The 18,807-nt window shown below is 35.2% G+C and carries 19 protein-coding genes; 8 read left to right on the top strand and 11 right to left on the bottom strand.

The features are described from left to right. Window positions 1-4: 4 nt before the first annotated feature. The 3 genes from O6P34_RS07245 to O6P34_RS07235 form a co-directional block, all read right to left on the bottom strand. On the bottom strand, window positions 5-898 hold the full coding sequence (locus tag O6P34_RS07245) for an energy transducer TonB (RefSeq protein ID WP_269686652.1): 894 nt from the start codon (window positions 896-898) through the stop codon (window positions 5-7). Between the two features lie 243 nt (window positions 899-1,141). Next, window positions 1,142-2,368, bottom strand: a complete 1,227-nt coding sequence (locus O6P34_RS07240) for a Glu/Leu/Phe/Val dehydrogenase dimerization domain-containing protein (RefSeq protein ID WP_269686651.1) — start codon at window positions 2,366-2,368, stop codon at window positions 1,142-1,144. A gap of 72 nt (window positions 2,369-2,440) precedes the next feature. Further along, complete coding sequence (locus O6P34_RS07235) at window positions 2,441-3,508, bottom strand: anhydro-N-acetylmuramic acid kinase (protein ID WP_269686650.1); 1,068 nt, start codon at window positions 3,506-3,508, stop codon at window positions 2,441-2,443. Window positions 3,509-3,604: 96 nt separating this feature from the next. Between O6P34_RS07235 and O6P34_RS07230 the strand changes: the two genes are divergently transcribed. From O6P34_RS07230 to O6P34_RS07200, 7 genes are all read left to right on the top strand, one after another. Continuing rightward, window positions 3,605-4,747, top strand: a complete 1,143-nt coding sequence (locus O6P34_RS07230) for an acyl-CoA dehydrogenase family protein (RefSeq protein ID WP_269686649.1) — start codon at window positions 3,605-3,607, stop codon at window positions 4,745-4,747. 197 nt (window positions 4,748-4,944) lie between these two features. Further along, a complete protein-coding gene (locus O6P34_RS07225) occupies window positions 4,945-5,433 on the top strand; it encodes a DinB family protein (RefSeq protein ID WP_269686648.1) in 489 nt (162 codons plus the stop codon). Next, entirely contained in the window at window positions 5,421-6,131 is a 711-nt protein-coding gene (locus O6P34_RS07220) for an NRDE family protein (RefSeq protein ID WP_269686647.1), read from the top strand. Before O6P34_RS07225 ends, O6P34_RS07220 begins: the two co-directional genes overlap by 13 nt. Window positions 6,132-6,140: 9 nt before the next feature. After that, on the top strand, window positions 6,141-7,175 hold the full coding sequence (locus O6P34_RS07215; RefSeq protein ID WP_269686646.1) for an ATP-grasp domain-containing protein: 1,035 nt from the start codon (window positions 6,141-6,143) through the stop codon (window positions 7,173-7,175). Window positions 7,176-7,179: 4 nt separating this feature from the next. Next, on the top strand, window positions 7,180-7,818 hold the full coding sequence (locus tag O6P34_RS07210; protein ID WP_269686645.1) for a LysE family transporter: 639 nt from the start codon (window positions 7,180-7,182) through the stop codon (window positions 7,816-7,818). A 57-nt stretch (window positions 7,819-7,875) separates the two neighbouring features. Further along, a complete protein-coding gene (locus O6P34_RS07205; protein WP_269686644.1) occupies window positions 7,876-8,553 on the top strand; it encodes an SDR family NAD(P)-dependent oxidoreductase in 678 nt (225 codons plus the stop codon). 16 nt (window positions 8,554-8,569) lie between these two features. Next, complete coding sequence (locus O6P34_RS07200; RefSeq protein ID WP_269686643.1) at window positions 8,570-9,169, top strand: SprT-like domain-containing protein; 600 nt, start codon at window positions 8,570-8,572, stop codon at window positions 9,167-9,169. Window positions 9,170-9,236: 67 nt separating this feature from the next. Here O6P34_RS07200 and O6P34_RS07195 read toward each other — a convergent pair whose 3' ends face one another. The 6 genes from O6P34_RS07195 to gcvP form a co-directional block, all read right to left on the bottom strand. Next, window positions 9,237-9,998, bottom strand: coding sequence for an ABC transporter ATP-binding protein (locus tag O6P34_RS07195; RefSeq protein WP_269686642.1), 762 nt, complete (start codon window positions 9,996-9,998; stop codon window positions 9,237-9,239). Then, window positions 9,995-10,744 carry an MlaE family ABC transporter permease gene (locus O6P34_RS07190; RefSeq protein WP_269686641.1) on the bottom strand — a complete coding sequence of 250 codons (750 nt, stop codon included), beginning with the start codon at window positions 10,742-10,744 and terminating at the stop codon, window positions 9,995-9,997. Before O6P34_RS07190 ends, O6P34_RS07195 begins: the two co-directional genes overlap by 4 nt. A gap of 82 nt (window positions 10,745-10,826) precedes the next feature. After that, entirely contained in the window at window positions 10,827-11,675 is an 849-nt protein-coding gene (locus O6P34_RS07185) for a glycosyltransferase family 2 protein (RefSeq protein ID WP_269686640.1), read from the bottom strand. Beyond that, window positions 11,675-12,199, bottom strand: coding sequence for a methyltransferase (locus tag O6P34_RS07180; RefSeq protein WP_269686639.1), 525 nt, complete (start codon window positions 12,197-12,199; stop codon window positions 11,675-11,677). Before O6P34_RS07180 ends, O6P34_RS07185 begins: the two co-directional genes overlap by 1 nt. A 237-nt stretch (window positions 12,200-12,436) precedes the next feature. After that, on the bottom strand, window positions 12,437-13,495 hold the full coding sequence (locus tag O6P34_RS07175) for a 3-oxoacyl-ACP synthase III family protein (RefSeq protein WP_269686638.1): 1,059 nt from the start codon (window positions 13,493-13,495) through the stop codon (window positions 12,437-12,439). Between the two features lie 306 nt (window positions 13,496-13,801). After that, a complete protein-coding gene (gcvP, locus tag O6P34_RS07170; RefSeq protein ID WP_269686637.1) occupies window positions 13,802-16,651 on the bottom strand; it encodes an aminomethyl-transferring glycine dehydrogenase in 2,850 nt (949 codons plus the stop codon). A gap of 134 nt (window positions 16,652-16,785) precedes the next feature. Between gcvP and O6P34_RS07165 the strand changes: the two genes are divergently transcribed. Then, complete coding sequence (locus tag O6P34_RS07165) at window positions 16,786-17,604, top strand: UbiA prenyltransferase family protein (RefSeq protein ID WP_269686636.1); 819 nt, start codon at window positions 16,786-16,788, stop codon at window positions 17,602-17,604. Between the two features lie 29 nt (window positions 17,605-17,633). Here the strand turns inward: O6P34_RS07165 and O6P34_RS07160 are convergent, their stop codons facing one another. Further along, window positions 17,634-18,029 carry an ExbD/TolR family protein gene (locus O6P34_RS07160; protein WP_269686635.1) on the bottom strand — a complete coding sequence of 132 codons (396 nt, stop codon included), beginning with the start codon at window positions 18,027-18,029 and terminating at the stop codon, window positions 17,634-17,636. A 3-nt stretch (window positions 18,030-18,032) separates the two neighbouring features. Further along, window positions 18,033-18,728, bottom strand: a complete 696-nt coding sequence (locus O6P34_RS07155; protein WP_269686634.1) for a MotA/TolQ/ExbB proton channel family protein — start codon at window positions 18,726-18,728, stop codon at window positions 18,033-18,035. Window positions 18,729-18,807 lie beyond the last annotated feature (79 nt).

Raw genomic sequence — 18,807 nt, 5'->3', positions numbered from 1 at the left:
GCTTTTAATTTAAATTAAAATTATAAACAATTTTACCAATTTGTTTTTCAGGCGCATCGCTGCTGGCATCCCATTTGGTATTCATCGCTGCAATTTTTGCCTGATCTAATAAACATTTTGCTGTATTTGTAGTTCCTTTTATTCCGGCAACAGCATTAATAGTCCGTCCGTTTCTATCAACAGAAACTTCAACTACCACTTTTCCTTCTTCATTACAAGTATATTTTGGTGCTGGTTTAGAAAGTGCTTTTCTATTGCCTAAAGAATAGCCGCCACCAGATCCATTTCCTGATCCGCCGCCACTTCCTGCTCCATAACCACTTCCGTTTCCTATTCCGGTACCAGTTCCAGTCCCTCCGCCAGTCCCTCCACCGGAGCCACCCGTTCCATAATAGCCGGTAGCGCTTAAACTTCCGTTTGCTTTTCCTTTGTTTCCAGCCGTTTTATCATCGCCATCTCCTCCTTTATTAGAGCCTTTCAGAATGCTGGACAAAGCATCATTCGTATTATTTGAAACTTTAGGTTTTACAACAACAGGTTTTGGTTCTTCTTTGACAGCCACAACCGGTTTTTTAGGTTTTTCTTTTTGTGGAATCACAACGCTTTCTTCTGTAGAATTTTCTTGAGACAAAATAGCTTCCTCTGGAGTTGTTCTTGTTGGAGTTTGTTTGGCTTGGTTTTTCACCTCCAAAACTTCACTTTTATAATTGGTTCCGGAACCTAAATCACTGTCACCAAAATTTACGGTAACTCCGCCTCCACCTCCACCGCCGGTTAATTCAGCTAAGTTTGCAGGCGGCCAAAATCGGACGAAGAACAGAATCAACAACATCGTTGCATACAAAAGAAAAGAGAACAATAATGATTTCTTTTGGTCTGATGAAATGGTGGAACTCATTTGGATTTTAAATTTAAAAAAGTGTATGAATAAAAACGTTGAAAAGTACTAAAAATTGTTTAGAGTAGAAAGCGACCGCTTCAATATTAACAAGTCTGGTGTACTGATATTAAATTTCAATTTCTTTTACAGAAAAATAAATTTTCGCAAACCATTATTACAAAACAAAAAACGGACTAAATTGATTTAAAAAAAACCAATTTAATCCGCATTGTATTAAGTTGACTAAAGAAAAAAAAGTTTTTAAGTCAATTGTTTTAACGCTATTTCAAAAGCAGTTGCGCTAATATTTGTTTTTGACGGATTCAAATCATGCGCTTTTTGTATTGCTTTCTTTATAACTTCTGAAGTATCATTAAAAATTGCCTCATCGGTCATTTGGACTTTCTTTTCCATGAAATAAGCAAAAACCCGAGCCATTCCACAATTCGAAATAAAATCAGGAATCAAGCTTACTTTGTGATCCACCTGTTCCATAATTGGGCCAAAAAAGATTTCAGTATCAGCAAAAGGAACGTTTGCACCACAGGAAATTACTTCAAGTCCATTCGCAATCAGGCTGTCAATTTGAGACTGAGTAACCAATCTTGAAGCAGCACAAGGCGTAAATATCTCGGCTCCGATAGTCCAAATTTTTTGATTAATTTCTTCAAAAGGAATCATATTTTCACTAACCAATTTATTTCCGTCTTTATGGAGAAATAAGCTTTTTATTTCTTCAAAAGTAAAGCCGTCTTCGTTAATTAAACCTCCGTCTCTGTCAATAATTCCAATGATTTTTGCACCCATTTCAGCCAAATAAAATGCTGCTGCAGAACCTACATTTCCAAAACCTTGAACAATGGCTTTCTTGCCTTTTACATCGCCGCCATAAATTGTGTAATAATGACGAACGGCTTGTGCGACGCCAAAACCCGTAATCATATCGGCAATTGTATATTTTCTGGTTACATCCGGAGAAAACTTTGGATTTTCAATCACTTTGATTACGCCCTGACGCAATTGCCCTATTCTATTGATTTTATCAGCTTCGGTAGGTTTGAAATGACCATTAAAAACCCCTTCTTGCGGATGCCAAACGCCACATTCTTCGGTCATGGGAATCACTTCATGAATTTCATCCACATTCAAATCGCCTCCGGTTCCATAATAACTTTTCAATAACGGAGAAACTGCTTTGTACCAGCGTTGCAAAACCCCTTTTTTTCTGGGATCGTTCGGGTCAAAATTAATTCCGGATTTAGCCCCACCAATCGCTGGACCAGAAACCGAAAATTTTACTTCCATGGTCTTCGCCAATGACAAAACTTCATTTTTATCTAATCCTTTACGCATTCGTGTTCCTCCGCCGGCAGCACCGCCTCGAAGCGAATTGATTACTGTCCAGCCTTCAGCTTCTGTTTCGGCATCTTTCCAATGAAAAACTATTTCAGGCTCTTTATTTTCGAATTTCTTTAATAAGTCTTTCATTTGTTGCGATATGTTTAATTTTGACAAATATAAAAAATACAATAATGCGAATTATGTATTTTTTATATTTATTTAAAAACTATAGATATATCCCGAACTATGATCTTCTTTGGCGCCAGTCACGCTACTCAGAGTATTGATTTCATTTCTTAATTTTAAAACACCCAACAAAGCAAAAATTAAAGCTTCTTTGAATTCTAAAATTTCAGATGATGGAATAATAATTTTCATTTCAGGTAAATAGTATTGAATGCGTTCGATAAGAAAGTCATTATAAGCACCTCCACCGGTTATAAAAAGACTGCCTTTTTTATTGGGCAAAGCCAATGCAATTTGAAAAGCAACATGCTCAGTGAAAGTATGCATTTTGTCTTGAATTGAAATATCGAAATAATCTATCAATGGCAAAACCGTTTCTTTGACAAATTCAAAACCTAATGATTTTGGATGTGTTTTTTTATAAAAATCTAAAGCATTTAATGCTATAAATAATTCTTCGTTACTGCTTCCTGATTTTGAAATTTTCCCTTTATCATCATAATCCAATCCGAGTTGGTTAGCATAAAAATTCAAAACGGTATTGACCGGCGAAATATCAAAGGCAATTCTTTTATCATTTTCTTCAAAAGAAACATTTGAAAAACCACCTAAATTCATGCAATAATTATATTGTGAAAATAAAATCTGATCACCAATAGGAACCAATGGAGCTCCTTGTCCGCCGAGTTTTACATCTTGTACTCTGAAATCACAAACTACTTTCTGATGAAGCAAAGTAGCGATTTGAGGCAAATTGCCAATTTGTAATGTAAATCCGTTTTGTGGCTGATGTAAAATCGTGTGTCCGTGTGAACAAACGGCATCAATATTTTCGATTTTATTTCTTTGGATGAAATCCGAAATAATCTTCGCCAAAAGTTTCGTATATTCCTGATTTAAGTCTTCAAGTGCTGTTTCAGAGAAATCTAAAGCCGCTTTGAGAGTACTGATCCAAGCTGAATTATAGGAAATAGTTTCACTTTCGATGATTTCAAATTCCCATTTTTTTTGGTTTACCTTAAATTTTATATGTGCTAAATCCACCCCGTCCAGCGAAGTTCCTGACATTACTCCGATAACGTTATAGTAATCTTCTTTCATAAGCCAAATTTACGATTCAAAATTGAAAATTTCAGTATAAAAAAGTACCTTTGAGCATATTTTTTTAACAAAAAGCAACTTTTATTTTATATAAATATGGATTTCAATCTAACTGAAGAGCATCTAATGGTGCAACAAGCAGCTCGGGATTTTGCCCAAAACGAGTTATTAGCCGGTGTCATTGAAAGAGATGAAAAGCAAATTTTCCCTACCGAACAAATCAAAAAAATGGGACAACTGGGATTCATGGGAATGATGGTCGATCCAAAATATGGAGGCAGTGGACTTGATACGATTTCTTACGTATTAGCGATGGAAGAAATTTCGAAAATCGATGCTTCAGCTTCGGTAGTGATGTCTGTCAATAATTCATTAGTATGTTGGGGGTTACAGGCTTTTGGAACCGAAGAACAAAAACAAAAATATTTGCCAGGATTAGCTTCAGGTGAAATTCACGGCGCTTTTTGCTTGAGCGAACCCGAAGCAGGAAGTGATGCGACTTCGCAAAAAACTACGGCTATAGACATGGGCGATTATTATTTGGTAAACGGAACAAAAAACTGGATTACTAACGGTAATACGGCTTCGGTATATATTGTAATTGCACAAACGCATGTAGAGAAAAAAAGTAAAGGAATTAATGCGCTGATTATGACCAAAGATATGGCCGGTTTTGCCATTGGTCCAAAAGAACACAAAATGGGAATTCGAGGTTCCGATACGCATTCACTTATGTTTACTGACGTGAAAGTTCCAAAAGAAAACAGAATTGGTGAAGACGGATTTGGATTTAAATTCGCCATGAAAACCTTGGCTGGCGGAAGAATCGGGATTGCTTCTCAAGCTTTAGGAATTGCTTCTGGAGCTTATGAATTGGCCTTGAAATATTCGAAAGAACGCAAAGCTTTTGGAACAGAAATTTGCAATCATCAAGCAATAGCTTTCAAACTTGCCGATATGGCGGTAAATATCGAAGCGGCTCGTCATCTTTGTATGAAAGCGGCTTGGGACAAAGACAATCACAATAATTACGATATCAGTGGCGCAATGGCAAAACTTTTTGCTTCGCAAACTGCAATGGACACTGCGATTGAAGCGGTTCAAATTCATGGCGGAAACGGATATGTGCGGGAATATCATGTGGAACGAATGATGCGCGATGCCAAAATCACTCAAATTTATGAAGGCACTTCCGAAATACAGAAAATTGTAATTTCGAGATCGGTTATCGCAGGATAATTTCAGAATTAAAGTCCTAAAAACCCTTTTGAAGTTTTCGCTTTGAAAGGGTTTTTAGTATTTTGGCAAAGCTTTAATTGAAGTTCAAAATCACAAAACACTTTTTATTTTAGCATTAATTAACTTAATTTGTTGTGGGCTCTTAATTTTTTTAAATAAAAGTCAAATCCAAAATTTGTTGAAATTAAAATTCTAATATGCTGATTCCTTCTATAAATAAAAATTTAAACGAATTGATTCTTTTACTGAATCAATTATCAAACGTAAACTATTCAAATCCATGTCGTGAATTGAGTCAAGCCAGCATCGGCGAACACACAAGACATATTGTTGAGATGTTTCAATGTTTAGAAAACCAATACGATTCCGGAATTGTGAATTATGACAAAAGAGCGCGCAATATCTTGATACAAACTGATACGGATTTTGCCCAGAATCAAATTTTGAACATTCAAAATAATCTCGAAAAAGAAAACAAAAATCTTACGTTAGTACAAATTATTGACAAAGAGGAAATCCGGATTGAAAGTAATTATTTCCGAGAATTATTATACAATTTAGAACACTGTATTCATCATCAAGCTTTGATAAAAGTGGCTGTTTTACAATTCGAAAATGTCACAATTGACCCTGATTTTGGCGTTGCCCGTTCTACAATCGAATATAGAAGACAATGTGCACAGTAAGTTTTGTTGCCACAAATGACGCTGTTATCATCACCTCAAATCGGGATGAAAAAGTGATTCGGCCAAGCGCTATTCCTCCAAAAAAATATCATATTAACGGAAAAGATATTCTTTTTCCAAAAGATCCAAAAGCTGGTGGAACTTGGTACGCAGTCGATACGCAGGGAACTGTTCTGGTGTTACTGAATGGAGCTGCCGAAAAACATGAAGTACAGCTTCCTTACCGAAAAAGTCGCGGATTGATTGTCTTGGATATGATTAGCAATCCTTCGCCTAAGGAATTTTGGAAAGAAATTAATTTAGAAAACATTGAACCTTTTACCTTAGTTTTATTCCAAAATCAAGCTCTTTTTCAGTTGCGATGGAACGGAATAAAGAAAGAAACTCTTGAATTAGACATCCATAAAAATCACGTTTGGTCATCATCAACATTGTATCCTGAAGTAATTAGAAAACAACGAGCCGATTGGTTTTATACTTTTTTGGAAGCAAATCCTGTGATTTCAAAAACAAAAATGCTTTCTTTTCATCGCTACACAGAGGAAGAAAATCAACAAAATGGATTAGTCATCAATCGCAACGAACAAATGAAAACGTTAAGTATCACACAATCGGTTATTGAAAAAAATAAAGGAACTATATTGCATTACGATTTAATTGCTGAACAAGAATTTACAACTTCATTTATCACCGTTTAAAAACCAAGAATGAGACTTTTTTTTCATAAAATTTTCCATTGGGAATATTGGCCTTTTCAGATTGTTTATATTCCAATATATTTTCTTTGGGCGTATTATTCGCTTAGAGCAAAATCTATTTTTTTCTTTAATGCCTCAAATCCAACCATAAAAAATGGAGGTTTTATGATGGAATCTAAAAAAGAGATTTATGACTTGATTCCGCAACACTATTATCCAAAAACAGCACTCATAAAAGAAGGGACTTCCGTCAAAGAGATTCTGAAAATAATTGAAAAATCAGGCATTAAATACCCATTAATAGCCAAACCGGATATTGGATTACGCGGCTCAGGAGTTAGAAAAATAAATGCTGTTACCGATTTAACAAAGTATGCCCAAAAAGCTAATTTTGATTATGTAATACAAGATTTGATTCCTTACGAAAAGGAAGTTGGTATTTTTTATGTCCGGTATCCCAACGAAAAATCAGGAAAAATAACTGGAATTGTCTCCAAAGAATTTCTAATTGTTACAGGAGATGGTATTGCTACAGTTGAAGAATTAATTCGAAAAAATCCACGTTACGAATTGCAATTACAATCCCTAAAGCGAGAATACGGTAAGCAATTATTTGCTATTTTGCCAAAAGGCGAAAAACTAAATCTAGTGCCCTACGGAAATCATGCCAGAGGCGCAAAATTCATAGACGGAAGCCATTGGATAACACCAAAATTGACCAAAACCATTGATGAAATGTGTATGCAAATTCAAGGTTTCTATTTTGGCAGATTAGATATTATGTACCATACTTTTGAAGAATTAGAGAACGGCATCCATTTTTCTATTGTTGAGTTAAATGGCGCCGGTAGTGAGCCCACGCATATTTACGACCCCAAACATTCTTTGTTTTTTGCTTGGAAAGAATTGTCCCGACACATTAAGTATATGTACGAAATAAGTATACAAAACCATAAAAATGGGTTTCCGTATCTGACTCGAAAAAACGGAATGAAGCAATACCGATTACATCTGGAACAAAGCAAAAAAATCGTCAATTTTTAACCCGATGACAAAATTAAAAAATAGTATCGTTGGTTTTTTGGTCAGCTTTATTGGCTCAATTCCGCTTGGCTATTTGAATATTATTGGATTTGAAATCAAAGCTAAGTTAGGAATGAAATCCCTTGTTTTCTATTTATTGGGCGTTATTTCCGTGGAAGTTTTTGTAATTTATTTTACGTTACTATTTGCCAAAAAGTTAGTCGCCAACCAAAAATTAATGAAAGCGATTGATGTTTTCGGGATTTTGTTTTTACTGCTTTTAGCGTATTCTTTTTATTCTCATGCCAATCAAACGACCGAAAGCAAAGCCAATTTAGAAGTATATCTAAAATATTCTCCGTTTCTGGCAGGCTTCTTTTTGAACTGTTTAAATTTTCTTCAATTGCCGTTCTGGACCGGTTGGAATCTCTATTTGATGAATGGGAATTACATTTCGATCGAAAAAAAAGAGAAGTATTATTATATCTTCGGAACGGTACTAGGCACTTTTTTAGGTATGCTTACCTTAGTTTTATTTTTGCAAACCTTATCCGAAAATACCGTCGGTTTTTCAAAATATATTATGCCAATAGTCATCCCGCTCTTTTTTGTAGTTTTGGCTTGCCTTCAAATATTTAAAGTATACAAAAAATACTTGCGGTGATTCAATTCAAAACCGGAAACATTATTTCTTTTTAAGGCTTTTGTTTATTTTTGTCACATGAAAAACATTATTATAACAGGTACCAGCAGAGGAATAGGTTTTGAATTAGCTTTATTATTTGCTAACGCAGGACATCAGGTTTTAGCACTTTCCAGAAAAGTTCCTCAAGGTCTTTTAGGAAACGAAAACATAACCTGCCTTTCGGTTGATTTATCCGAAGAATCTGAATTACAAAAAGTAACTGATTTCCTGACTTCATCTTGGAAAAAAATAGATGCAGTGGTTCACAATGCCGGTGCTTTACTATTGAAACCTTTCTCAGAAACGACGCAAACCGATTTTGAAAATATTTATAGAGTCAACGTATTTGGAGTTGCCAACTTGACTCGTATTTGCTTACCTTATTTACAAAAAGGGAGTCATGTGGTAACAATAAGTTCTATGGGCGGTATTCAAGGCAGCCTGAAATTTGCCGGACTGGCTGCATATAGTTCAAGCAAAGGCGCTGTTATAACATTATCCGAATTATTGGCCGAAGAATATAAAGAACAAGGAATTTCATTTAATGTTTTAGCGTTAGGTTCTGTACAAACCGAAATGTTAGCCGAAGCATTCCCAGGATATCAAGCACCAATTTCGGCTGGTGAAATGGCTAATTATATTTATGATTTTACTTTGACCGGAAATAAATATTTCAACGGAAAAGTATTGCAGGTTTCATCTACCAATCCGTAACTAATTAAAAATTGTTTTGAGCGAAACACTAGCCAGATATATTCCGGAACATGCCGTAAAACCAGTTTTTGAACTGATTGTCAGCAATCAGGTGCATCTTAAAATTGTAAACGAGCGTGTGACCCGTCATGGCGATTACCGAAAAGGATTAAGTGGGAAACATGAAATCACTGTTAATTCAAGTCTCAATAAATACAAGTTTCTCATCACATTAATTCATGAGATTTCACATTTAGTTGCTTTTGAAAAATTTGGAAGAAACATTAAACCTCATGGAAACGAATGGAAATATTCTTTTCAGCGGTTGATGATTCCGTTTATTCGTCCGGAAATTTTCCCCAATCATTTATTGCCATTATTAGCCCGACATTTCAAGAATCCTACCGCAAGTAGCGACACGGATACAACTTTGTCATTAGCTTTAAAACAATTTGACCAACAGAACGATAAAAATTATATTTTCGAAATTCCTTACGGAAGTATTTTTAGAATTGGAAACGGAAAAATTTTTAAAAAAATCGCTATTCGAACGAAACGATTCGAATGCCTGGAAATCAGTTCCGGAAAGACCTATTTATTTAATCCAAATGCCGAAGTAGAATTACTGAATTCATAATCCCCTTTTTAGAAAACAAAAAAAGCTTCCTGAAACAGAAAGCTTTACATATCATTATACGGCTTGCTTATTCTTTTAAATACGCTTCTCTCACTTTTTTGAATAATTCAGAAGAATAAACAAAATCTACAACTGCTTCGTTATCCGTTCTGAAAATCTCTTCTTTGGTACCTTCCCAAGCTTTCACTCCATTTTTCAGGAATAAAATTTTGTCTCCAATTTCCATAACCGAGTTCATATCATGCGTATTGACAACGGTGGTAATATTGTATTCTTCGGTAATTTCTTTGATTAAATTATCAATCAAAATAGCCGTATTAGGATCTAATCCTGAATTAGGTTCATCACAAAACAAGTATTTTGGATTGTTTACAATGGCTCGGGCGATAGCAACTCGTTTTTGCATTCCACCAGATATTTGAGAAGGCAGTTTATTATGTGCGTCTACCAAATTAACTCTTTTTAAAACAAAATCTACCCGTTGCTGGATTTTTGATTTGTTGTCATGCGTAAACATTCGCAAAGGGAAACCAACATTCTCGGCTACAGTCAACGAGTCAAATAAAGCACTCCCTTGAAAAACCATTCCGATTTCAGTTCGTAATTCTCGCTTTTCATCGGCACTAAGCTCGGAATAAATTCTGCCATCAAAAGAAATAGTTCCTGAATCCGGTGCGTATATTCCTAAAAGACTTTTGAGTAGCACTGTTTTTCCGGAACCACTTTGACCAATAATTAAATTCGTTTTTCCAGCCTCAAAAACGGTCGAAATGCCTTTGAGCACTTTGCTTTCGCCAAATGATTTTTCTATGTTTTTTATTTCTATCATGAGCCTAATAACAATTGCGTTAGTATATAATTAAAAGAAATTATCGAAACTGATGTCCATACAAAAGAAACCGTACTCGCTCTTCCCACTTCTAGTGCGCCACCTTTCATATAATACCCGTGAAACGCAGGAATTGTAGCTAACAACATGGCAAATATTAGGGTTTTGATAAAAGCATAGGTAATATGAAACGGAATAAAATCCATTTGAGCGCCATTAATAAATTCATCACTCGAAGTAAAACCACCGTAAACAGCAGCCATCCAACCGCCTAAAACACCTAAAAACATACTGATTCCGATAACGAATGGATACAATAATAAAGCGATAATTTTAGGAAAAACCAGATAGTTAAGGGCATTTACACCCATAACTTCTAATGCATCTATTTGTTCTGTAACACGCATTGTACCAATACTTGAAGTAATAAAAGAACCCATTTTACCTGCCATAATTATCGAAATAAAAGTAGGAGCAAATTCTAAAATTACGGATTGTCTGGTAGCAAAACCAATAAGGTATTTTGGAATTAAAGGATTGGTAAGGTTTAATGCCGTTTGAATCGCCACAACTCCACCCACAAAGAATGAAATGAAAGCTACAATTCCCAATGAACCTATTATTAAATCATCTATTTCCTTAAAGATGAGACTTCTCATCACAGACCATTTGGTTTGCTTATTGAAAATTTCTTTCAGCATCAGGAAGTATCTCCCTGTCTGCGATATATAGCGAATGATCATCATAGTTTTACAAATAATTAATGGCTAAATTAAGGATTAGTTTGCAGTTTACTGTTTGCAGTTGGCTGTTTTTTGAAAGAAGAATTTAAAAAATCTTTGCTTTCATTTTTTGCAAACGATACTTTCTGATGAACTGCGCTTGTTCTTTTGTAACCAATAAAGGAGTTTTTGCTGCTTTAGCCTTCCAGAAACCTTGAATATAATCTAAGAAAAGTAATGGTTTCTTTTTCATCATCGCTAATTTAGCTGATGAAATACAGGTAATAAAAAATCCGTAACCCAACGTATAAAAGGATTCCCCTTGTTTATAACGGGCTGCTTTGTTATAATTTGCACCTGTTGGTTTAAGGTGCTTTATAATTAATGACGCATCAGTAACTACTTTCCAACCATAAAATTTAGACAATAGTTCATCTACTGTATCCCATCCCATGGCTGGTTTTAGATTTCCTATTTGTAAAAAACATTCTTTTCTGTAGGCTTTGAAAGCGCCTCGAATGTGATCTTTATCGGTAAGATTTTCCAGAATCCATTCTCCATTTTTTTCTACATAGGCGAAACCTCCGGCCATTCCAATTTTTGAATCACTTTTGAAAATATTCAGAATTGTTTCGAAATAATTATTGGGCAAAATTAAATCGCCGTCTAATTTCACTATAATATCATATTCGTTGTCTAATGTTTCGAATCCTTTATGAAAGGCCTGAATCACTTTACTTCCCGGCAAATGTATCGCACTCGACGTTTTGTTTACTAAAGTGATGAATGGATTTTCTTTGGCGAAAGCCAAAACAATTTCGGCAGTTTTATCTGTAGAATTATCATTGACAACCACTACTTTTTTGGGTAAAACCGTTTGCGATATCAAAGATTGAAGCGTTAAACTAATGAATGCTTCTTCGTTGTAAGCCGGAATGACAATGTAATAATTCATTATTTGATTCTTTCAGCGTAAACAATATAATACCTGTTGGTGAATTTTCGCAACAAGGGGCGAATTCCGAATTTTTTAACGGGATTGGTCCATTTTTGTCTGTCGATGATTTTCCAACCTGTTTTTTCTAAAAGCCAGTCCAATTGCCAATCTTCAAATTCATGGTAATGTCTGTCCCACATATCCGTTTTGCTGCGATAAGCCGGTGAAAACCACAAACGCATCGGGATAGAAATAAAAAGTTTATCGGATTTTATTTCGTTTAAAATAGTGTATGGATTGAGTAGATGTTCGAATATTTCGAAGGCAGTTGTTACATCTGTTTTTTCGGCAGCAAATACAGATTGATTGTTGTCTAAATCTTCACCGGTGGTGTTTTTTACCGAAAACCCTTCGGCTTTCATGATTTTAGAAAAAGGGTTTTCTACACCTAAATCTAAAATGGTTTCTGATGTAGTGCTGTGTTTTTTTAGAAACTCTAAAGTAAGTTTGAATCTTTTATTTGGAAAGGTTTTCTCGTACATTTTTTTTGATTTTGCCTTAACGGCAGGAAGGCACAAATTTATAAATAAAATTGTATTGACAGCACATTTTTTAGCCCAGATGGAAGCGAAAATCCCGGAGCCGCAAAATGTAGTTTTTCCGGATACAAAAAAGCGACTAAAAGAAGCTTTTTTTTACCTGAGAAAAACACATTTTGCGGTGAGGAATTGTAGTGTACAGCTGGATTAGCTACTAAAAAAGCTAATTCTGGCTTTCATTTAATACCTGTAAACAAAGGCGTTGACGTTCATTCCGGCACCAACGGATGCGAAGATTAGCACGTCGCCTTTATGGATTTCCTGATTTTCGATTTTTCCTTGTATTAATAAGTCAAAAAGCGTTGGTACGGTTGCTACGCTGCTGTTTCCGAGTTCGTGAATGCTCATGGGCATTACATCTTTGGGCGGTGTTTTGCCGTATAATTTGTAAAAACGGTGAATTATGGCTTCATCCATCTTCTCGTTGGCTTGATGAATCAGAATTTTTTTGACATCATCGATTGCAATTCCGCTTTTGTCCAAACAGCTTTTCATGGCGGCAGGAACTTGGCTCAATGCAAATTCATAGATTTTGCGACCAAACATTTTGATGTAACGTATGTCTGGATCTAAATCCGGATTGTACGATTTCCCGAAGAATAAATAACTGGCTTCGTCGTTTGCAAAAGTGGCGTTCTCATAAGACAACATTCCCGTTTCGTCCTCTGAAGCTTCAATTATTGATGCGCCGGCACCATCTGAATAAATCATGGAATCGCGGTCATGTGCATCAACAACTCTGGAAAGAGTTTCTGCACCTATTACCAAACATTTTTTGGCCATGCCGGATTTGATAAAAGCATTTGCTTGAAGCACGCCTTCAATCCATCCCGGACAACCAAAAAGGATATCAAATGCTACGCATTTAGGATTTTTTATTTGTAATTTATGTTTTACACGTGTGGCCAGACTCGGAATCATATCCGATTGGGTTGTTCCGCATTTTACATCTCCAAAATTATGGGCAAAAATAATATAATCAATAGTTTCGGGATCAATTCCCGCATTTTCTATTGCTTTCTGGGAAGCGAAAAAAGCCAAGTCAGACGAAGTGTATTCATCCTCGGCATAACGCCTGTGTTCTATACCGGTAATTCCTTTGAATTTACTGATTACGACTTCATTTGGGTAATTAAAAAGAGAACCATCTTCGTTTAAGAATACATGTTTGTCGAAGTCGGTGTTGCTTACTTTTTTCTCAGGAATATAACTTCCTATTCCAGTTATTTTTATTTTCATGGCTATTTTTCCAAAAATTTTATGCTAATTTAATTATAAAAAATTGAATAGAACAACAAAACATACTATGCATGCATATAATTGTAGAATACTAATTTATTAGCAAAAATATTGATTATTTTTTAAGGAAATGCAATAATCGCTACATTTTTATTTTTAAAATTGTTACAATTGTTAATTCGGTCGTTTTTCATTTTAATTTCATTTAAAGCAACAAAACCATTATTTCTAAAGTTTATTATTAGCATTTTATTTCAAAAAAAAAGCCCCGAATATCGAGGCATTTTTTAAGTTTTTTTTGAAATACTAGCTTTCCATATACGCTTCAATTGGAGCGCAACTACATACTAAATTTCTATCGCCGTATGCATCATCTGCTCTACGAACTGTAGGCCAAAATTTGTTTTCGGCAATATATTCTAATGGGAAAGCGGCTTGTTCTCTGGTGTATGGAAAATCCCAAACATCATTTGTCAGCATTGCTAATGTGTGAGGAGCGTTTTTCAAAACATTATTTTTATCTTCTAAAGTAGACACTTCTATTTCTTTTCTGATAGAAATCATCGCATCGCAAAAACGGTCTAATTCTTCCAGATTTTCACTTTCTGTTGGTTCAATCATCAAAGTTCCTGCTACCGGAAACGAAACCGTTGGTGCGTGGAAACCATAATCCATTAAACGTTTAGCGATATCTGTTACTTCGATTCCTTTTTGTTTGAACGGACGACATTCTAAAATCATTTCGTGTGCCGCGCGACCCATTTCTCCTGAATACAACGTATCGTAATGACCGCTTAATTTTTCTTTGATATAATTAGCATTCAATATAGCATATTCGGTAGCTTCTTTTAAACCATCAGCTCCTAACATCGAAATGTATCCATAAGAAATCAAACACACCAAAGCAGAACCCCAAGGTGCTGCAGAAATTGCTGTGATAGCGTTTTCTCCACCAGTTGCAATTACAGGATTTGTCGGTAAAAACGGAACTAATTGCGGTGCCACACAAATTGGGCCCACACCTGGTCCACCTCCACCGTGAGGAATAGCAAAAGTTTTATGTAAGTTCAAGTGACAAACGTCAGCACCAATAGTCGCTGGATTGGTTAAACCAACTTGCGCATTCATATTGGCTCCGTCCATATAAACCTGGCCCCCATTTTCGTGAATTAATTGAGTAATTTCTTTAATCGCACTTTCAAAAACTCCGTGAGTTGAAGGATAAGTAACCATCAAACAAGAAAGATTGTCCTTGTGCAAAATTGCTTTTTCACGCAAATCATCAACATCAATATTTCCGTTTTCTAATGTTTTAGTTACGATAACTTTCATTCCCGCCATAGCTGCCGAAGCTGGATTTGTTCCGTGTGCCGATGATGGAATTAAAGCGATATTTCTGTGGTGATCTCCTCTTGATTGGTGGTAAGCGCGAATAACCATTAATCCGGCATATTCTCCTTGCGCACCAGAATTAGGCTGTAAAGTGGTTCCTGCAAAACCGGTGATAACATTTAATTGTTGCTCTAACTTAGTCAACATTTCTTGGTATCCTTGCGCTTGATCTAATGGTACAAAAGGGTGAATGTTATTCCATTGCGGATTGCTTAAAGGCAACATTTCAGCAGCTGCATTCAATTTCATAGTACAAGAACCAAGCGAAATCATAGAGTGATTTAACGCTAAATCTTTACGCTCCAACATTTTGATGTAACGCATCAAAGCAGTTTCCGAATGGTATTTATTAAATACATCGTGTTGCAAAAATGATGAAGTTCGGCTTAGGTTTTCCGGAAAATGATTGGTTTCTGTCAACGCTTCAATTGTAGTTGTCTGCGTATTATTTGCGGAAGCGAAAACACCAACAATCGCATTCAAATCAGCGATGCTTGTGGTTTCGTTCAAAGAAATAGAAACTGTATTCGCATCGATATAATAGAAATTTACTTCGTTTTGTTCTGCAATAGCGCGTATTTTTTGAGCATCAGCTTTTACAACGATGGTATCAAAAAAAGCGGTATTGCTTTGCTGGAATCCTAATTTTTCTAATGCATTTGCCAATGTCGCAGCCGAAGCATGTACTTTATCAGCAATATATTGCAAGCCTTTTGGACCATGATACACCGCATACATTCCTGCCATAACTGACAATAAAACTTGCGCCGTGCAAATGTTTGAAGTCGCTTTATCACGCTTGATGTGTTGCTCACGCGTTTGCAAAGCCATACGCAAAGCACGATTTCCATTTGTATCTACAGTAACACCGATAATTCTTCCCGGCATGCTGCGTTTATATTCCTCTTTGGTAGCAAAATAAGCTGCGTGTGGCCCACCATATCCTAACGGAATTCCGAAACGTTGAGTGGTTCCTAATACAACCGCTGCTCCCATTTCGCCCGGAGGCATCAATTTTGTTAAACTCAAAATATCGGCAGCTACGGCTACTTTTATTTCGTTTGAAGCTGCTTTAGCAATAAAATCGGCATAATCATAAACTTGTCCAAATTTCCCCGGATATTGAAGCATGGCTCCAAAATAATCCGCTGAAAAATCAAAATTTTCATGATTTCCAACAACTAATTCCACTCCGATTGGCGTAGAACGCGTTTGTAAAACAGATAGTGTTTGTGGTAGTATTTCTTCAGAAACGAAGAATTTATTAGTATTATTTTTCTTTTGATCGCGAGTTCTTACATCAAACAATAATGCCATCGCTTCGGCGGCTGCCGTTCCTTCATCTAATAAAGAAGCATTGGCAATTTCCATTCCGGTTAATTCGATAACCATAGTTTGAAAATTCAAAATTGCTTCTAAACGACCTTGAGCAATTTCTGCCTGATAAGGCGTATATGCCGTGTACCATCCTGGATTTTCGAAAACATTTCTTTGGATAACCGCTGGAACAATCGCTTGATTGTAACCTAAACCGATATACGTTTTGAACATTTTATTTTCATTTCCTAATGCCTGAATGTGATTTGCAAATTCATATTCTGTCATGGCCGGATCTAAAGCTAAAGGTGCCTTTAAACGAATATCATTTGGAAGCGTTTCATAAACGAGTTGCTCGATAGAATCAACTCCGATTGTTTTCAACATATGTTGAAGGTCATTTTCTCTTGGCCCAATGTGTCTTAAAGCAAAAGCATCTGTTTTCATAAAGAAATAAAAGTGTTGTTTTTTGTGGTGCAAAAATAAATATTAATCTCCTAATAATCTCCTTTTTTGGATTGATTTTATAGGGATTTTTCAACCAAATCACTGATTTGTTCACAATTGATTAAATTTGTCTAATGAAGATTTTCAAAACCATAATCGATTTTTACATCAACAGCAGCATTCATGTGGGTTTATCCTGCTATGCCTTGGTACGGATTACACAAATGAGGTTCCACATTTCCCATGATGAATCTATGGCTAATTTTGCTCTTTTTGGAACAATTGTAGGATATAATTTTGTAAAATATGACGCTTTGGCCAGAACCAAAAAATTAGAAATGCGAAATCAATTAAAAACGATTGCTCTTTTTAGTTTTTGTTCGTTGCTATTGGCCGGTTATTATTTTTTTTGTTTACAAAAAACAACGCAACTATTTTCTATTCTTGTTTTGGGATTAACATTATTGTACACGCTTCCGTTTTTTCCAAATAAAAAAAATGCCCGAAATTGGGCAGGAGTAAAAATTTATATTGTGGCTTTGTGCTGGGTTGGTGTGACAGTAATTTTACCCGTTTTGAATGCCAATACAACTATTGGAACTGATTTTTTCAGCACTGCGATTCAGCGGTTTATTGTGATTTTTGTATTGATTCTTATTTTCGAAATTATTGATTTGAAACAAGATGACCCGAATTTACAAACCGTCCCTCAGCAAATCGGAATCCAAAGAACAAAACAATTAGGTTATTTTCTATTACTAATTTTTTGCGGATTAGAATTTTCAAACAACAGTTTCAACAACAAAAACCACTATTTATCAATTGCCTTAATCAGCACAATTGGTTTACTTTTGGCTTTTGCCAATGAAAAAAAATCAAAATATTACACTTCCTTTTGGACAGAAAGTATTCCTGTTTTATGGTGGCTGTTATTGCTTTTATTTACTGTCTAATTAATACTAACCAGAAAATAAAAACCGATTTATTTAGGACTGGTAGCAATCACAAACTTTAGATTGTTTTTGACACCAATTTGCAAAACATCAACTAAGTCTTGAACTTGCAAATTAAACGGGATTCTTACAATAACCGTTTGGTCTTTTTCGGTATTCATTTTTGACATTAATGTCGTTTCTAATTCTTCAAAAGAAACAGGCTGTTTATCGATGTAGAATTTTTTGTCTTCGGTTACGGATAAACTAATGTATTGCTTGTTTGTTTTTTCGTTGGTTTTAGCTTTTGGCAATGTCATTTTTATAACATTAGGATTTGCCAACGTAGATATAATTAGAAAAAACAACAACAAAAAGAACATAATGTCACTCAATGATGAAGTAGCCACTTCGGCATGAAATCTTCTTTTTCTCTTAATTGACATACTTTATGATCTTTGAATAATGTTTACAAACTCCAATATTTGCTTTTGGATTTTCAAAGCAAAATTATCAATCTTTCCGTTTAATAAATGGTATGCGCTATAGGCGATAATACCCACTATAAGTCCGGAACCACTACTAATCATTTTTTCGTACAACCCACCGGAGATATTTCCGATACTAATGTTTTCGGTAACCGAAATGCTGTAAAATATTTTAATAACTCCAGAAATAGTTCCAATAAATCCTAATGTTGGTGCAATTCCGGCAATAAGTCCCAGTTGTCCCAAATGTTTTTCCATTTCACCAATTTCGATATCTGCAGCACGATCCATATTCGACTCAATTTCGGTAATTGGTCTGCCGATAACTAAAATCCCTTCTTTTATAATATTACCAGAAGCCGAATTACTGCGCTCAGCAATAGTTCTGGCCAAATCTAACTTACCTAAATTGAGATTATCTCTAATATCAACCATCAAATGGTTATCAATTTTTGACGCTTTATGAATGTACAAATAGCGCTCAATAATTAAATAAAAGGTGTAGAATAATAAAATGGAAATTGGAATTAAAAAGAACCCTCCTTTAAAAATAAATTCCAAAACAGAGATTTCGGTATTTGGGGCAATTTTTTCTATAACTACGTTTGACGCAGCATTAGTAATCGTGTCGGCTTGTAATTGTATAAAACTAAACATATATTATTATTGATTTTTACGCATTAATTCTAAAAAATATTTCAATTTTGCAATAAAGATACTTTTCGCTCCAATATTA

Origin of the sequence: Flavobacterium lacustre, from assembly GCF_027474525.2 — a bacterium.
GTDB classification, from domain to species: Bacteria; Bacteroidota; Bacteroidia; order Flavobacteriales; family Flavobacteriaceae; genus Flavobacterium; species Flavobacterium lacustre.
The sequence above is the reverse complement of the archived record's forward strand: the minus strand, read 5'-3'. Positions and strand labels throughout refer to the sequence as shown.

Bases quoted from the DNA above. Each gene is read 5' to 3' on its own strand.
- O6P34_RS07155 (WP_269686634.1), bottom strand. From the start codon at position 18,728: ATGTTTAGTTTTATACAATTACAAGCCGACACGATTACTAATGCTGCG.
- O6P34_RS07195 (WP_269686642.1), bottom strand. From the start codon at position 9,998: ATGATAGAAATAAAAAACATAGAAAAATCATTTGGCGAAAGCAAAGTG.
- O6P34_RS07205 (WP_269686644.1), top strand. From the start codon at position 7,876: ATGAAAAACATTATTATAACAGGTACCAGCAGAGGAATAGGTTTTGAA.
- O6P34_RS07215 (WP_269686646.1), top strand. From the start codon at position 6,141: ATGAGACTTTTTTTTCATAAAATTTTCCATTGGGAATATTGGCCTTTT.
- O6P34_RS07220 (WP_269686647.1), top strand. From the start codon at position 5,421: ATGTGCACAGTAAGTTTTGTTGCCACAAATGACGCTGTTATCATCACC.
- O6P34_RS07165 (WP_269686636.1), top strand. From the start codon at position 16,786: ATGAAGATTTTCAAAACCATAATCGATTTTTACATCAACAGCAGCATT.
- O6P34_RS07245 (WP_269686652.1), bottom strand. From the start codon at position 898: ATGAGTTCCACCATTTCATCAGACCAAAAGAAATCATTATTGTTCTCT.
- O6P34_RS07175 (WP_269686638.1), bottom strand. From the start codon at position 13,495: ATGAAAATAAAAATAACTGGAATAGGAAGTTATATTCCTGAGAAAAAA.
- O6P34_RS07230 (WP_269686649.1), top strand. From the start codon at position 3,605: ATGGATTTCAATCTAACTGAAGAGCATCTAATGGTGCAACAAGCAGCT.
- O6P34_RS07185 (WP_269686640.1), bottom strand. From the start codon at position 11,675: ATGAATTATTACATTGTCATTCCGGCTTACAACGAAGAAGCATTCATT.
- O6P34_RS07180 (WP_269686639.1), bottom strand. From the start codon at position 12,199: ATGTACGAGAAAACCTTTCCAAATAAAAGATTCAAACTTACTTTAGAG.
- O6P34_RS07210 (WP_269686645.1), top strand. From the start codon at position 7,180: ATGACAAAATTAAAAAATAGTATCGTTGGTTTTTTGGTCAGCTTTATT.
- gcvP (WP_269686637.1), bottom strand. From the start codon at position 16,651: ATGAAAACAGATGCTTTTGCTTTAAGACACATTGGGCCAAGAGAAAAT.
- O6P34_RS07160 (WP_269686635.1), bottom strand. From the start codon at position 18,029: ATGTCAATTAAGAGAAAAAGAAGATTTCATGCCGAAGTGGCTACTTCA.
- O6P34_RS07190 (WP_269686641.1), bottom strand. From the start codon at position 10,744: ATGATGATCATTCGCTATATATCGCAGACAGGGAGATACTTCCTGATG.
- O6P34_RS07225 (WP_269686648.1), top strand. From the start codon at position 4,945: ATGCTGATTCCTTCTATAAATAAAAATTTAAACGAATTGATTCTTTTA.
- O6P34_RS07240 (WP_269686651.1), bottom strand. From the start codon at position 2,368: ATGAAAGACTTATTAAAGAAATTCGAAAATAAAGAGCCTGAAATAGTT.
- O6P34_RS07235 (WP_269686650.1), bottom strand. From the start codon at position 3,508: ATGAAAGAAGATTACTATAACGTTATCGGAGTAATGTCAGGAACTTCG.